The 15,878-nt window shown below is 46.0% G+C and carries 13 protein-coding genes; 7 read left to right on the forward strand and 6 right to left on the reverse strand.

Annotation, left to right across the window (positions count from 1 at the left end; all coding sequences use genetic code 11):
* Positions 1 to 154 precede the first annotated feature (154 nt).
* From V1L52_RS10265 to V1L52_RS10280, 4 genes are read right to left on the reverse strand one after another with little or no spacing between them, the layout of a single operon-like run.
* Positions 155 to 670 carry a hypothetical protein gene (locus V1L52_RS10265; RefSeq protein WP_428769368.1) on the reverse strand — a complete coding sequence of 172 codons (516 nt, stop codon included), beginning with the start codon at positions 668 to 670 and terminating at the stop codon, positions 155 to 157.
* Positions 671 to 2,989, reverse strand: coding sequence for a polysaccharide deacetylase family protein (locus tag V1L52_RS10270; protein WP_428769370.1), 2,319 nt, complete (start codon positions 2,987 to 2,989; stop codon positions 671 to 673).
* Positions 2,986 to 3,231 (reverse strand): hypothetical protein, encoded by a 246-nt coding sequence (locus V1L52_RS10275; RefSeq protein WP_428769372.1) that lies wholly within the window; start codon positions 3,229 to 3,231, stop codon positions 2,986 to 2,988. Before V1L52_RS10275 ends, V1L52_RS10270 begins: the two co-directional genes overlap by 4 nt.
* 9 nt (positions 3,232 to 3,240) lie before the next feature.
* Positions 3,241 to 4,407, reverse strand: coding sequence for a peptidoglycan DD-metalloendopeptidase family protein (locus tag V1L52_RS10280; RefSeq protein WP_428769374.1), 1,167 nt, complete (start codon positions 4,405 to 4,407; stop codon positions 3,241 to 3,243).
* Positions 4,408 to 4,448: 41 nt separating this feature from the next.
* On the opposite strand from V1L52_RS10280, the gene lepB reads away from it, so the two are divergent.
* The 4 genes from lepB to V1L52_RS10300 all read left to right on the forward strand — a co-directional run bounded on the left by lepB (position 4,449) and on the right by V1L52_RS10300 (position 10,190).
* Positions 4,449 to 4,943, forward strand: a complete 495-nt coding sequence (lepB, locus tag V1L52_RS10285; protein ID WP_428769376.1) for a signal peptidase I — start codon at positions 4,449 to 4,451, stop codon at positions 4,941 to 4,943.
* Positions 4,944 to 4,946: 3 nt separating this feature from the next.
* A complete protein-coding gene (locus V1L52_RS10290) occupies positions 4,947 to 6,812 on the forward strand; it encodes a penicillin-binding protein (RefSeq protein WP_428769378.1) in 1,866 nt (621 codons plus the stop codon).
* Complete coding sequence (locus V1L52_RS10295; RefSeq protein WP_428769380.1) at positions 6,793 to 8,700, forward strand: motility associated factor glycosyltransferase family protein; 1,908 nt, start codon at positions 6,793 to 6,795, stop codon at positions 8,698 to 8,700. The genes V1L52_RS10290 and V1L52_RS10295 overlap by 20 nt, the downstream gene beginning before the upstream one ends.
* 227 nt (positions 8,701 to 8,927) lie before the next feature.
* Positions 8,928 to 10,190 (forward strand): HD-GYP domain-containing protein, encoded by a 1,263-nt coding sequence (locus tag V1L52_RS10300; RefSeq protein ID WP_428769382.1) that lies wholly within the window; start codon positions 8,928 to 8,930, stop codon positions 10,188 to 10,190.
* A 39-nt stretch (positions 10,191 to 10,229) separates the two neighbouring features.
* On the opposite strand, the gene V1L52_RS10305 is transcribed toward V1L52_RS10300, so the two are convergent.
* Positions 10,230 to 11,021, reverse strand: a complete 792-nt coding sequence (locus V1L52_RS10305) for an aldo/keto reductase (protein ID WP_428769384.1) — start codon at positions 11,019 to 11,021, stop codon at positions 10,230 to 10,232.
* A gap of 29 nt (positions 11,022 to 11,050) precedes the next feature.
* Entirely contained in the window at positions 11,051 to 12,400 is a 1,350-nt protein-coding gene (locus tag V1L52_RS10310; RefSeq protein WP_428769386.1) for a glycine--tRNA ligase, read from the reverse strand.
* A 228-nt stretch (positions 12,401 to 12,628) separates the two neighbouring features.
* Here V1L52_RS10310 and V1L52_RS10315 point away from each other — a divergent pair, with 228 nt between their 5' ends.
* The 3 genes from V1L52_RS10315 to V1L52_RS10325 are packed head-to-tail and all read left to right on the forward strand — an operon-like array spanning position 12,629 to position 15,838.
* A complete protein-coding gene (locus V1L52_RS10315; RefSeq protein ID WP_428769388.1) occupies positions 12,629 to 13,387 on the forward strand; it encodes an AAA family ATPase in 759 nt (252 codons plus the stop codon).
* On the forward strand, positions 13,377 to 14,645 hold the full coding sequence (locus V1L52_RS10320) for a nitrogenase component 1 (RefSeq protein WP_428769390.1): 1,269 nt from the start codon (positions 13,377 to 13,379) through the stop codon (positions 14,643 to 14,645). The genes V1L52_RS10315 and V1L52_RS10320 overlap by 11 nt, the downstream gene beginning before the upstream one ends.
* A complete protein-coding gene (locus tag V1L52_RS10325; protein WP_428769392.1) occupies positions 14,642 to 15,838 on the forward strand; it encodes a nitrogenase component 1 in 1,197 nt (398 codons plus the stop codon). Before V1L52_RS10320 ends, V1L52_RS10325 begins: the two co-directional genes overlap by 4 nt.
* Positions 15,839 to 15,878: the final 40 nt, after the last annotated feature.

Here is a 15,878-nt window from a genome sequence, read left to right on the forward strand (position 1 = left end):
ATAGCCTCAAAACAGGCCTTTTAAGCTTGTTTTTAATGCTATTTAACGCTTTTTTACCTAAATTCATTTACATGGGATTTATTTGTAATTATTCTTTAATTCTTTATTTTATAATGTTTTAACACGTTTATTTACACTTATGAGAATTCTCATTTTATATTATATTTAACATTTCTTCCGGATTTATGCGTTCTCCGAGCAAAAGAATACCGTTTAAATGAGTTTTTTGTTTAAGCGGTACAATCAGCGAAGGGTTAAGAGCGCTCATTTGATTCCACACATTTCCCTTTTTAAAACGGCGGGGCAGCTCTTTAATTGTATGAGGGCGGTTGGTTCCGTTTAAATAGGAAATAAGCGGATCCGAAGCGGCGATTGCATATACGGTATTCGGGTCAAGAGTTAAGGTACTATAATCATTTTCCAAAACGAAAAACTCCGAATCGAATGTTTTGTGTATATACATTGCGGCTCCGTGAACGCGCATTTGGCACATAGACATAAGCAAAATGGCTTCGATTAAAACCGGAAAATCAAGAAGAGAACACAAACTTTTTGCGATTTCAATCATCTGCGTACAATCGTACAACTCTTTTTCCTGCTTGGACACGGCAGTGCAGTCGGAAAGGCCGGGACTTTTTTTGCTGAAACGTTTTGCCTTGAATATATTCATCTAATACACCAGTGCCGAAACAGGCAGAATCGTATATCCCGATTCCGAAACGGCATTTATCAATACTTCGAGCTTATCACAAACCCCGGTTACAGAGCAAGAACCTTTTACCCCGCAGGGAATCAAAATTATATCTTCAGACTGTACGTTTGCACATATATCGGCAATCGTTTGTGCGGATAAAATGCCGTCGCAGTTCTTTGCCGTTTCGGATAAAAATTCGGTACGCCGATTTATCGGATTTTTAATCATTTTATAACCCGCATCCATACCGGCACGTTCTATAAGGGCCGATGTTTTGCCGTACGGAGGTATCCATAAAAGTTTTAAGTCTTTTTGAGTAAGGGCATAAAACTCATCTTCATTTCGAGCCAAACCGCGTCGGATAAAAGTTTCATCTATAATAAAATCATCCGACAATAAATCGACTGTCGTGTAAAACGACGATGCACATTCGTGATTGGCAGCGGCAATCGCTTTAACCGATTCGGGAAACCGGCGCATAAACTCGCCGTTTATAAAAAAGCTTGCTCTAAGCCCCCGCTCGTGCAGCATGTTTAAAATACAGGCGGTATATTCATTATTGTCAAAGGCTTCAAAGGCGAGGGCAATTTTTTTCTCCTCTGTTCTTTGATCGGATATATCCGAAAGCAGGGGCAGTGTTTTTCCCGGCCCCCGCAAAGAGCGTACAAAAAAAAGATTTTTATAAAACCCCGCTGAGCGGTCTTCACTGATAATACGCCATCTTTTATTCATTGTCTGCCGTGTGCGCTCTGCGGCTTTTTCGGCGGCAGTCCAGGTATTCGTCTCCGGTTTATATCTAAAGGTTCCGGCCTTTACAGTGCTGACTACGGTAGTTCCGTCTTCAGCCCACATAAAGTCCCCGGCAGAAGATAAAAACAAAATTTTTTTCGTATCCGTTGCAAGCTCCCATTCCCGTACGGTTTCGTCTCCGCCTGTATAGACGGATGAAGCGTTTTTCCAACAAAAGGATATGATTTTTTCATCCTGAAAAATATGTTCGGCCGTCCATGTGCGGGGATTATACACGTATACGGCCTCTTCGGTACAAAAAGCAAGCTTGGTTTTATCGGGAGACAATGCGGGTTTGACGGCTCCCTCGGGCAAAGCCAAAGCGTCAAAATGTGCATAGGGCAGACGTGCCGATTTTTTCGAATCGGTATCCAATATATAAGCCGCACTTTTACGCGCTCCGTCAACGGCAAAATATTCCGTCCATACCAGCGGCCGAAGCGTTTCATCCGCGGTATAAGACGCCGCCGTTTCTTCGGAAGAGGAAATCCAAAATACCGAAAAATCGGCAGGACCGTTTTGCAGAGAAAAAAAGGCGGAATTATATATGCGGCCGTCATCGGCACAATTAAAATAAAAAACGTTTTGTCCGCCCTGAACGACTACAAAGCGCGTACCGCTCGTATCCGTCCAAAACGAATCCTGATCTTCGTCAAAGGAAAGGGGCAGATTTCCTGCGGTTTTCCCCGTACCGAGCATGGCCGCATAAAGGCTGCGCGTATACAGTTCATGGGCGGAAAGCGTAAAAACGGAATTACCGCGGATATAAATCAATTTTTTCCCGCCGGCCCATTGTACGGAAGAAATCGAACCTTCTCCTATTGAGCGGAATTTTTCTTCGGCAAGGGCCGGATCAAAGGCGTTTTTCGGCTCTATAAAATACAGGCGGTTGTTTTTTTCGTAAATCAGCACCCGCGAATCGGGCGACCATAAAACCGGTATCTTTGTAAAACTGAAGTCCGTTTTTTCAACCAGAACCAGTTCTTTTCCCGTCTGCGTTGAAGCCAACACAATGCTTCCGAATACGGAATCCTTTTTTTTACACATGCATATCCAATTTCCGTCGGGACTGATAGAGGTTTCTATCAGATTGGAACGCACACGGGCAAAGACGGCGGGAGAGGGATAGAGGGATTCGGTAACGGACATACGAGTAAGCGTTCCGGCATCCGATGCATAGATAAAAACACCGTCGGCATTTCTTATTTGAAGAAAGGAGCCGTTTTGCAGGCTTTCAAGTTTTTGAGGAAAGCAGGTTAAAAGCCGCGGCTTAGCGTTCAGAGCTTCGCGGGCATTCGAACGCGCATCAAGTACCCCGGAATACAGGTTTTTCCATACACGAAAGCCCTGCTTCATACCCGATGAAAAAAGCAAGCCGTCGGCACCGTTTAAATCGGCATTCTCAAACGAAATCTGTGCGTAGGCAAAAGAAATAAAAAAGTGAATACATATAAAAGATATACAAACACGCAATCGTCGTGTACGGCCGCTCAATCTGTTTTTCATCTTTTTTCGGGTGCCTCCATAAAGCGAATTAAATCGCGTTCAAGCTCATTTAATGATTCTTCCATTTTTGTAATACGCCCCGACATGCCCTTTTCCCGCAATGCTTCCAACTGCCCGAAAACGGGACTGTCTTCTTTAAATGCCGGCTCGCCGCTGATACGCGAAATGCCGCACCAGGGGCAAAAAATAAAAGAACCGTCTATTGTCCGTCCGCAAAACCGGCATACAGCCACCGACTCCATACACACCTCTTAAAATTTAAGTACCGAAGTCGGATTTATCAGTTTTCCGTTTTTATATACCGAAAAATGCAAATGTACCCCCGTCGAATAACCTGTATTTCCCGCATATCCGATGCGGCCTCCCTGCTGTACATACTGCCCTTTTTTTACCGCCGAAGAAGCCATGTGGGCATAGAGGGTTTGGTACCCGTTATCGTGATCTATTATAACATGATTTCCGTAGGTATTTGAATACCCCTTTGTAGAAACCCTGCCTCCCATCGCGGCTTGAATGGGGGTGCCGTGGGGAACAACCAAGTCTATACCGGTATGAAAACTTCGTACGCCCGTAAAAGGGTCGGCCCTCCAGCCGTAGGGAGAAGATACCCTCCAGCGTACTGCCAAGGGAAAGGCAAATAATTCACCCAAAGCCTTTTTTAACATACCGCTATCCATGCGGGCTCCGGGGATAAAAAGAACGTCTCCCGCATGCAGTATATCCGAAGTCAATTCATTGACGTCAAGGATTTCTTCCATCCTGACATTATATTTTTGGGCAATGCCCGCCAAACTGTCTCCGCCTTTGACGGTATAGGGAAGGCCGTCCATCGAGGGAATACGTAAAACCTGCCCCGAACGCAATAAACGTACATTATCGATTTCATTTACGGCAATCAGAGTGGAAATATTGCTCAAGCCGAAGCGCCTCGTAACCGAGGATATGTTATCTCCGGGGGATACCGTATACCGTGTATACGTTACCGGCATTTTAAATAAGGCGGCCGTCTCCGCGCTGTCCATAAGCGAAATATTACCGTTGCCGTCAAACTCTTCATTTCCCGAATTGAGTGCAAAATTGCGCATTTTACCGCCCAAAAGCATGGATTGCGCATTTTCGGCATCAATAAAGCGTACCGGGGATGCAAAAGATTGCATATAAGACGCAATTTGCAGGACACATAAGAGTGTACATAAAAATAAAAAAGCCGCCGTAATAACAAAACGTCCCCGTATGAGCAATTCTCCCGCATTGTTATACAAGCGGCCCGCCCGTACGGAAGCGGAATACAGCTCTTTATGCAGTGAAAAAGAGGGCCGCATTCTGCGCCGCTGAGAATTCAAAATATCTTCTATGGTCAAAGCCGCACAGGGGGCATAGACCGCACGTTTAGGTTCAAAACAGCTTATAATTTCCATATATAGACTATCGACATAAGAGCGGCTTCATATTAGAATATATGAATATGAAGGTGCGCTTTTTTTTAGTTTCCGGTCTTTGTATCGGAATAGTGCTTAAGATGTTCGTCTTCGATATAGCACGGGTACACGGTTCTTCAATGGAACCTGCCGTCCGTGAGAATTCCCTTGTTGTTATAAATAAATTAGCCTATGGTTTGGCAGGCCCCTTGAGTTCATCACTTTTTATACAGTGGGCCGAACCGAATAAAAACGATATTATCCTTTTTATCTATAAGGGTAAGGCCGTAATCAAACGCTGTGCGGCCTGCGCGGGCGAAGGACTGGAATTTTCGTCGGATTCGGGATATAGTGTAAGGGCGGGAGGAAAAACCTATCCCCTTACGGAAAAACAATATCAGCGCATTAAATTCAATAATACCGTGCCTGAACATACAATCATGGCAATCGGCGATAACCATGCGCATTCGGTAGATTCGCGCGATTACGGATTTATACCGGTAACCCATATTCTCGGTAAAGTGGCGGGTAAGTAACATATGCAGACGAACGGCTTTTTTTCAAAAATCAGAATCGGAATTCTAGCAGTCGTATTCGTTCTTGCCTTTTTATATCTGGGCGTTGCGTACGCAAAACTTGCATTTACTCCGGTTAAAGAAATCGACATACAAACAGAACCTCTGCAAAGAGGCTCCATTTTGGACCGAACCGGAAAACCCCTTGCCGTTGCAAGTCCCTTTTATCACATAGGTATAACCCCCTCGGCAATTCCGGACTATGAGTATTTTGCCGAATCACTTGCCGCCCCTGCAGGATTAAGTCCCGAGCATATTACGGCCGTTTTACGCAGCGCTTCTTCCGATTTTTTATACTTGAAGAAAAAAATAAGCCCCGATGAAAAAGAAGCGATTGAGCGGACGGTCCGCGAAAAATCCTTAAGCGGCATCCGCTTCGATAAAATTGCCGGCCGCATATATCCGGAAAATGCCCTTGCCTCTCAGGTTATAGGCTTTATGGGAGATGCGGGCCGGGGCTTATCGGGTATCGAATATGCCATGCAGGACGTTTTGGCAGCCAAGGAAACGGGAACTCCTGCAGCGGGAAAAAACGTATTTTTAACGCTTGAAGCCAATTTGCAGTATAAACTGGAACACATTGCTCATACGGCCATGAATGAAACGCAGGCCGAAAGCTTTATGCTTTTAGCAGCCGAAGCGGATACGGGCGAAATTCTTTCATATATAAGTCTGCCGGCCGCCGATTTGAACACCTATCCGTCATCAAGCATTGAAGAACAAATCAACAGACCCGCCGTCCTCGCCTATGAACCGGGATCCGTATTTAAAATATTCAGTACGGCGGGCTTTTTGGATTCGGGCAAAGTCAAAAAAAACGAAGCTTTTTTTTGCGACGGTAAATACGAAATAGGCTCGTCAAGCGGAGAAAAAGCCGTTATCACCTGTTTGGGAAACCACGGAAAAGTCGGTATACGGGAAGCCCTGCAGTATTCATGCAACGACGGCATCGCCCAAATGAGCGACAAGGCGGGAACCGAAGAGTTTTTGCAAAGTTTGCGCCGCTTCGGCTTCGGAGAAAGGACGGGAATAGAATTACCCTCCGAAACACGCGGAACGCTGAAAAGTTCAGGCGACAGGTATTGGTCGCTGCGCTCAAAGCCGACCATAGCCATAGGCCAGGAAATAGCAGTTTCCGCCCTGCAAATAGTGCAGGCGGCGACTGCCTTGGCAAACGGAGGCATACCCGTTCAATTAACCCTTATTTCACGAATAACCGATGCAAACGGAAGCGAAGAATACCGACACATCCCCGCACAAAAAAAACGCGCGGTATCCAAGGATGCGGCCGACTACATTCTCAGTTGTATGGAAACAACCGCACGTTCCGGCACGGGAAGCCGCGCATCGCTTGAAGATTTTTCGATAGGAGTAAAAACGGGAACCGCACAAATGCTCGATACCGAAACCGGAAAATACAGTAAAACCGATTTTGTGTCGAACTGTGTCGCCGTTTTTCCCGTCAACAAGCCTAAAATAGTACTCTATATTGTCGTCACCAAGGCTAAGGGCGAAACCCTTTCCGGCCGGATTGTCGCCCCCATCATAGCCGAGTCCGCAAATATCATTATAGATCACCTCGGTTTGGCCCGCGGAAACGCCTCATCTTTTGCACATTCAGGCTATATCAGCGTCGAAACGGAAAAAGAAAAACACATAGGAGAAGTATTGCCCGACTTTACGGGAAAACCCAAACGCCTCTTAATGCCTCTTTTAAAAAGGACGGATTTGAATATTATCATACGGGGAGAAGGCTGGGTGGTAAAACAGGAACCGCCTGCAGGAACTCCGCTTACAAAGGGTATGACGATTGAATTTACTCTTGAATGACATCGGCTTACAAAACGCACTGCGTGAAAAAAATCTTAAAGCCTTTGCCGACCGCTTCCCCGGTCTTGCCGTAAAACTTCACTCAAGTGCGGACAAGGATATCCGCGAAGCGGATAACGTTTTCCATGCATTTGAAGCCAAAAACGGCGAAATTACGGCTTCATACCGGGATGTGCTTTTGCATTCACGTTACAATCCTTCAAGCGAAGCGGCGAAGCTCCTGCATACCGATTTTACGGCAAAGGCCGACAGCATTGTCTTTTTCGGCTCCGGCTTGGGCTACGGAGCGGACGAAGCCGCACGCAGTTTTCCTTCCAAAAACCTCATCGTTATAGAACCCGACCCTCTTCGGCTTTTGCAAGCCTTTTCTTTTTTTGACTGGGAATCGGTCTTTAAAGTCCGCTCCTGTGTTTTTTTACTTCAAGCCGATATCCAAACCGTTATCGCCGTTCTTGAACATTACGGCTTAAGAGAATCGGCCCTTATCTCAGCCAAGGCATGGACAGCTCACGCGCAGGAATATTTTTCCGCACTGGGTACCCTGATTGCACGAAACAGGGACAAACAGGATATAAACGAACGTACATTGGAAAAGTTCGGGCCTCTTTGGCTTTCGAATATGTGCAAAAATCTTGCCGAAAGCGTAAAGCTTAAAAGCATCAACCGCTACAAAGACGGTACAAGTACTCTTCCCTTTTGCATATTGGCAGCCGGCCCGAGTTTGGATGAAATCCTTCCGTATCTGGAAAAAATAAAAAAGCGTGCGGTTTTGGTATGTACCGATACCGCCCTTCGTTCCTGCCTGCGTGTCGGAGTACAGCCTCATTTTATCATCGTAACGGATCCTCAGTACCTGAATGCCTGCCATATCGCCGACCTGAAAGCGCCCGAGAGCATCTTAATTACGGAAATCGCCGTTTATCCCGGTGTTTTGCGTTTTGACTGTCGAGAAATTATCCTTTATGCTTCTTTATTTCCCCTCGGACGCTATATCGAAGAATGTACCGAAAAAAGGGAAGCTTTGGCGGCAGGCGGTTCGGTGGCATCTTCGGCATGGGACTTTGCACGCTTTTGCGGAGCCAAAACGATTTATACGGCGGGACTAGACCTATCTTATCCTGCAAATAAAACACACGCGCGCGGCAGCACCTTTGAAGAAAGGGCTCATATTATTTCCAACCGTTTAAAAAGCGGCGAAATGCAAAATACAACCGCCGTTTACGCAAATCCCGCATACAATCAAGATAAAAAAGCCTGCGACTATGAGGGTAATTCCCTTATAACCGATGAACGGATGCTTTTATACGCATGGTGGTTTGAAAGTAAATGCGCAGCCTTCCCGAACGTAAAAACCGTATCCCTTTCACCGGCCGCCTTGCATATACCGGGCTTTTTGCTTGCAGACACTGACGAGCTTTTAGCCCTTCCCGAACGCGAAAAAGAGATAAAAGCCTTTTGTTTCCTCCCCAAAAAAGACAAGGCGGACAGCCCCCGTGATGCCCGAGCACGAAATATAAAAGCCCTAAAAACACTGGAGGCCGATTTAACCGAACTGCAGCACACCGTACAAAATGCGGCCGCACTCTGTACGCGCCGCTGCCGAACCGAGGCGGATTACGCGGAGGTTTTACATGAATTGACGCGCTCGGACGAGCGTATATACGCAAGCCGTGTAAAAAATCTTGCATCATTGATTTTCCCTCCCCCTGCACGCCTCGAAGCCATTGCGGCAAAAAGCCTTCCCTCCCAACCTCCCGCACCGCCCCAAGGCGATTATAAAACTGCTGCAGCCTATAATATTCTAAAATCAAAACTGATTTACGATATGATTTTGCAAAGTGTAGATACTCATATAAAATATTTGAAAAAAAACGGTTTATTTATATAAACCGCTTAAGTTTTACTGCAATGCACCGATACTTTACATAGGAGCGGTAAGTAACGGTGGTTTATAAGACATCCGGACATCGTTGCGGCTCTTTATAAGGCTGAAAAACAATGTGCGGTTTTTCAGCTTTTTTTTTGAAAAAAAGGAGTCCGTATCACATTCCGGTATACAATTTTATCGAATCGTGATATATAATATAGTGAGGATAAATTTACGGCAGGAGAACCATGAATTCTTTCAATACAGCGGATTTAAAGCCCGGAATCTTTTTCAGCGAAGACGTATTACTCGATAAAAGCTTTATTATTTTAAACAAGATGATCCCGTTAAATGAGACGCTTATAAAGGCCTTAACCGACTGGCAGTTTAATCAGGTGTTTTCAAGCGGCATAATACAGTTTGAAAGGCTCTCGGATACGGAAGAAGACAATAAGACGGAAGAAAAAAAGCAGGCTGTAATAAAACAAGTACCGGATTCATCTTATATAAACGAAGATATACAGGCGATAATGGCAGAGGTTGCAAAAGAAAGCCGGATGGAAGAAATTCCGGTAAACGACCCTAAAAAGCTTGAAGCGGCCGAAAAAACATATAACGATTATCTTGACTATACGGAAACATTGTTTACCCGTTTTACAACACATAAAGAGTTGGATATAAAGGCGATTTCGGAAAGAATAAAAGCCCTCTGTCTTTTTATAAGAGAAAATACGCGTTTTATTTTACGCATTATACAATCGGCTACACCTCAAAATAAGAATTTTCTTATTTCTCATGCCGTCAGGTCAACCGTATTGTCAATTACCATAGCCTTACAGCTTCGGCTCCCGCTGAGTAAACTTATCGAGCTGGGTATATCCTGCATATTACACGAATTGGGTATGCTTAAACTGCCGCCGCAATTGTATATGACCGACCGTCCCCTCACAATAAGCGAAAAAAAATCTTTGTTAACTCATCCGATTTTAGCCTATGATATTTTAAAAAGCTACGATTTTCCATTGAGTATTTGTTTGGGAGTTTTGGAACACCATGAAAAAGAAAATACATCGGGCTATCCTCAAAAGCTCGACGGCTCCAAGATTTCCATGTACGCTAAAATTATTGCGGTTGCCTGCAGCTTCGAGTCCATGACGACACAAAGACAATACAAGGACCCGCAAAACAGCAATGCCGCAATGATAGAGCTTTTAAAAAACACGGGCAATCAATACGATGAAACGGTTATAAAAGCCCTTTTATACAGCCTGTCTTTATTTCCGCTCGGAACCTATGTATATCTTTCTGACGGAAAAATCGGCATCAGCGTCGATGTCAATCCGGTGGATCCCAAAAATCCGATTGTCGAGCTTATAAACGAAACCGACGAAAGAGGCTACCCCAAAACCGTACAGCCGGGAGGACGCGATTTAAGCATAACACGGGCCTTAACCGACAGCGAAATGGCCGACTTGCTTAAATCGATGCCCAAAAAAGCGGTACTGCGCTGATTAACAGCCCGTAAGAAAAAGCGTTTCGGCAAAAAGCGGTCAGTCGTTTTCGGGATTCAGCAATAAACGCTGCTTTTCTTCTTCGAGGTCTTTTAAAAATTGTTCGTCGACAATGGGCGGATTTTGTTCAAAATACAAAATTTGCGTAAGAGCTTCCTTTGTTTCAATGCGCCACATGGGAACGACGTTTTCTTTTCCCCGAAAAAATCCGAAGGCGAGCGGTATATTTTCGATCCGCTTACCTGCAAGGGGGCGCGAAGCTATAAAACCCGTATCGTTTTCAAGGCACAAGTCCGTGCAATCGAGGTTGTCGTCCGAAACAAGAAAATTAAAAGGGAACTGGACGGTTTCATATAAAGGAGAACAAACCGCCTCTTTAAGACGCGTAATGTTATCCGTTATAAAGCCCGTATGCCGTATTTTTCCCTCATCTTTTAATAGTTGAACAGTATCGTATAAACCGTCGCTTCCGCCGGGTTCGGGCATAAAGCCCGGGTCGCGGATTTGATATAAGTCAAGATAATCGGTTTGCAAAAAAGCAAGCATACGCTCGGCATCCCGGCGGGCATCGGAACCGTTTTTGGCATCGCTTCCGAATGCAAAATAGACGGTCGGCCTGAGCGATGCAAAAAGGGAACTTATTTTTGAAGACGGACTTTCAAGCGACGGAAAATGAAAAAAGTTAACTTCTCCCTCGTAAGCCGCATGCAGGAGCTCCGCTGTCTCATCGTTTGAAAGGGCCCCGCTTTTTACGGCCCTTGCCAAAGACACGGTATCCAATGCGGTACGGCTTACGACAAGATTTGTTTTTCCCAAACGTATGTATTCCATAACCAATCAACAAACCGGCCGACAGGGGCTTATTTTACCCTGCCGTAATTCTTGATTTCTTCGCGCAATCGTTCGGCCAAAGCTGCACGGGGCAGTCTCACCTGTTCCATCGAATCGCGGAAACGCAGGGTTACGCTGTTGTCGTCCTTTGTTTCGTAGTCGACCGTAACGCAAAAGGGAGTGCCGATTTCATCCTGACGGCGGTAGCGCTTACCGATGGCGCCGGCTTGATCGTAATCGGTAACAAAGTCGTCTTTTAATTCGTTTCGGATTTCCTGAGCGATTTCCGCCAAACCGTCCTTTTTCATAAGCGGCAGCACCGCAACCGTAACCGGGGCGATTTTCGGGTGAAAGCGCAGCACTGTTCTCCAATCGTCGTCGTTCCCCTTGTCCGCAACCTTTTCTTCTTCGTAAGCATCGCACAAAAACATCAATACGTTGCGCGTAAGTCCCGCCGAGGTTTCGATAATATAGGGAATGTAGCGCTCGTTGCCGTTATCCTGATCGATGTACTGCATATCCTTACCCGAATATTCGGTATGACGCTTTAAGTCAAAGTCCGTGCGGTTGTGCACCCCTTCCAATTCCTGAAAGCCCATCGGAAACTCGTATTCGATATCGTAAGCGTCTTTTGCATAGTGGGCAAGCTTTTCGTGGTGATACCAGCGGAGCTTGTCCGTACGCACGCCGTATTTTTTGTAAAAGGTCCAGCGTTCATTGCGCCAAAACTCGAAAAACTTATCGTCCTCGCCCGGCTTTACAAAAAACTGCATTTCCATTTGCTCGAACTCGCAGGTACGGAAAATAAAGTTTTTTGTAACGATTTCGTTGCGGAACGCCTTTCCCACCTGCGCAATACCGAAAGGAATCTTCATGCGGTTCGATTGAATGATGTTTTTATAGTTGACGTAAATACCCTGAGCGGTTTCCGGGCGGAGGTAGACGATACTCGCCGTATCTTCGGCCGGCCCGATGTGGGTTTTAAACATAAGGTTGAATTCGCGCGGGTCGGTCAATTCGCCGCCGCAGGAAGGACATTTTTTTTCGGCTAAAGCCTTTTGATCCATCGTATCGGCACGGTAGCGCATTTTGCATTTTTTACAGTCAACCAGGGGGTCGGAAAAATTTGCAACGTGGCCGGAAGCTTCCCATACGCGCGGATGCATTAAAATCGCGGCGTCCAAGCCGACGATATTATCGTGCAGCTGGGTCATTTCCTTCCACCACGCGTTTTGTATATTTTTTTTCAGTTCAATGCCCAAGGGGCCGTAATCCCAAGCGCCCGCCTGTCCGCCGTAAATCTCGGAGGACTGAAACACAAAGCCGCGCCTCTTGCACAAACTGACGATTTTTTCCATTGAAATTGCATGATCTTCCATAAAAAACTCCTGTACATACTCCAAATGCCGTCTGCAGGCACAGCGGACAGGGAGGCCCCGGCTGCCGAACAAAGAGAGCGCTTTTGAAGTCCGCACAGTATATCACGGAAAAGGCAAGCGTGTACAGGGGCGTAAAAAACATAAAAACTTATTGACATTAATACCTTCATCGGCTATATTTTGCCTTAAAAAGAAGTTATATTAGACTAATATTCTCGGAGAGTCAGTGTGCGTAAAATCGCTGTATACGGAAAGGGCGGCATAGGAAAATCGACTACGGTTTCCAATTTATCGGCCGCATTAAGCGTTAAGGGGTACAAGGTAATGCAAATCGGCTGCGACCCCAAAGCCGATTCGACCAGAAACATTATGGGCGGAAAAAAAATCCCTACGGTTTTGGATTCGCTTAAAGAAAAAAAATCAATCAGTCTTGAAGACGTCGTGTTTACGGGCTTTAACGGCATATTGTGCGTTGAATCGGGCGGCCCTACTCCCGGAATCGGCTGTGCAGGACGCGGCATTATCACCGCCTTTGATACCCTTGAAGATTTGGGCGCCTACGAAACATATAAACCCGACATCGTACTCTACGATGTTTTGGGAGATGTCGTATGCGGCGGCTTTGCCATGCCCATACGCGACGGGTATGCAAAAGACGTGTGCATTGTAACATCGGGTGAAATGATGGCCTTATACGCCGCCGACAATATTTTACGCGCAGTGCATAATTTTGCGTCCCGCGGCTATGCAAAGTGTGCCGGCTTGATTTTAAATAAGCGCAATATAGAAAACGAAGATGAGATTGTCGCCCGGGCGGCACGGGAGATGAACACATCCGTGTTAAAAACCCTGCCGCGCAGCCGGTCGGTTCAGGAAGCCGAAACAGAAGGTAAAACCGTTATCCAAGCCCTTCCCGATTCGGCTATGGCAAAAGAATACGAGGATTTAAGTTCCGTCATCTTACAGGTAACCGAAGATGTGCTGTAATCATTTTCAAAACACCCTGCACTACACATCTCCCGCCCACGGCGATTGGGGTTTGGTACGGGTTGCGATGATGCTTCCCGAATCTCACCAGCTTTTTGTATGCCCGGCCGCGTGCGGAAGGCACGGAGCTTTGGGGGCCTATCAGCAAAATCAAAAAGAACGGTTGTCGTATTTATATGTAGACCAAAGCGATATTGTAGACGGTTATGACGATTTAATCATTCAAGCATGCGGTGAATTGCTTGAAGCGTTGGATACAAAGCCGAAGGTTTTACTCATCGTCGTAAGCTGCATTGACGACTTTTTGGGCACCGATCACGAAGCCGTAGCCGAAAAACTGCACAGCTTACATCCTGCCGTCCGTTTTATATTCGGCCACATGAATCCCATTTCTTTGGATAAAAAACATCCGCCGATGATAAGCACCCTGCACGCCGTATACGGTTTGCTTGAAAAAAACGATACCGAACTGTCCGCAGTGAACCTGATAGGCTGTTTTGCCGGCATCGAAAAAAGCTGCGAATTGTACCGCTTTTTAAAAACACTGGGTATCGAATATGTCCGCCATATCGGCGAGTGTAAAACTTTTGAAGACTTTAAGCGCATGGAGCAAAGCCGGCTTAACCTCTTGTTTTCTCCTGCGGGAAAGTTCGCCTGCGAAGGAATGGAAAAAAAAGCCGGCATTCCCTATATTCCCGTTTTTATCGGCTATGACAAAGAAGAAATAAAAAAACAATATGCACGCATAGCGGCCTTTTTCGGCGCACAAACCGGCACCGAAAGTACCGCGTATGATTTTAGCGCCGACATCGAACAGGCGGAAAAAGCCGTACAAAGGGCAAAAGAAAAAATCGGCAGCCTTCCGGTTATTATTGACGATTCGTGTACGCGCCGCCCTTTTTCGCTCGGCCGCGTATTGCTTAACTACGGCTTTAATGTAGTGCGGATTTTTGCACAGCAATGCATTCCGCCCGATAAAGCCGCTTATGACGAAATCGTATCGGCGCATCCTGAGGTGGAAATCGTACAACCCCAGCACCACGATATTTTAAAGTTCGACAAGCGCCTGCCTGAAAGTTTGGCGCTCGGTTTTCAATCGGGCTATATATCCGCTTCCGATTACGTCGTCAACCTCGTAAACGACGACGGACTTTTCGGCTTTGACGGTGTGCGCCGCCTTGCGGATATGATGAGCGATGCTTTAAATCAAAAAGCGGACTTGGAAAGAATGATAAAGGAATACGGACTGGTAATATGAAAAATTTAAGCATTTGGCTTCCGCCTTTTTCCCCCGATTACTCGGGCGCCGCTTCGGTTATGTTCGATTTTAACGCCCTTACCGCCATGCATGACGCGGCAGGCTGTACGGGCAATTATACCGGTTATGACGAACCGCGCTGGTACAATTCCGAAAAAAACATACTTTGTTCCGGCATGCGCGAAATGGACGCCGTATTGGGCGACGACAGCATATTGACCGATAAAATGCTTGCCGCAATAAAAAGCCTCAATCCCGAACTTACGGCCCTGGTCGGCACCCCCGTTCCCATGCTCATCGGTACCGACTTAAAGGGTCTTGCCAAAGAATTGGAGGCCGCATCGGGCATTCCTTCAATCGGTATAGAAACAACGGGAACCTCGTACTACGACAGGGGAATCTTTATTACATGGAAAGAACTCATAGATAAATTCGCCCGAAGCGACAGTGCGGTAACGGAAAAAAGCGTAAACATTATCGGGGCAAACCCCATCGATTTTGTACTATACGAAAACATGGAAAGCCTGCAAGCGATTTTAAAAGATGCAGGTTATACGGTCAATTTTTGCGCTATGCAAAAACTATCGACAAAGGACGTGCAAAACTTATACGCGGCGCAGGCAAATATCGCCGTGTCGCAATCGGGCTTTTTAATTGCCGATTATCTGTACAAAAAACAAAAACAGCCCTTTATAGCAGGTTATCCCGTAGGAGAGGCGGAAATTGCAGGTTTTATACGGGAATTGCAAACGGTGTGCACTGAGCGGGAAAACCGCGTGTGGGGAGCCGAACCTGAGGACGGCCCAAGCGGCTCGGCTTCCATATTGCTTGCAGGCGAACAGATTTTTTGCAATTCGCTCAGACACGCCCTCAAACATCAATATTATATTACCGGAATCGAAACCGGCTGCGTATTCGGTTTTTATGAACGCATTGTACAAAAAGGAGATACGGAACTCCGGGACGAGGGAGAAATAAAAAAACATATAAACGATCCGCGCTTTAAAATCATAGCGGCGGACCCGTTTTTTAAAAAACTTATCAAACACAGGGACAACCTTGATTTTATGGAAATGCCGCATTTCGGTATTTCAAGTAAATTTTATAGAAAAGACGCACGGCAATTTATAGGAAAGGGAGGTGATGACATTTTAACCGATTTTTGTACAAAAATCGGCCGCGTACAACAATGACAGGCATAACACAGGCTTGCCCGTCCACATAGAATTTTTT

Source organism: Treponema sp. HNW, assembly GCF_050320395.1.
In the GTDB taxonomy this organism is placed as follows: domain Bacteria; phylum Spirochaetota; class Spirochaetia; order Treponematales; family Treponemataceae; genus Treponema_C.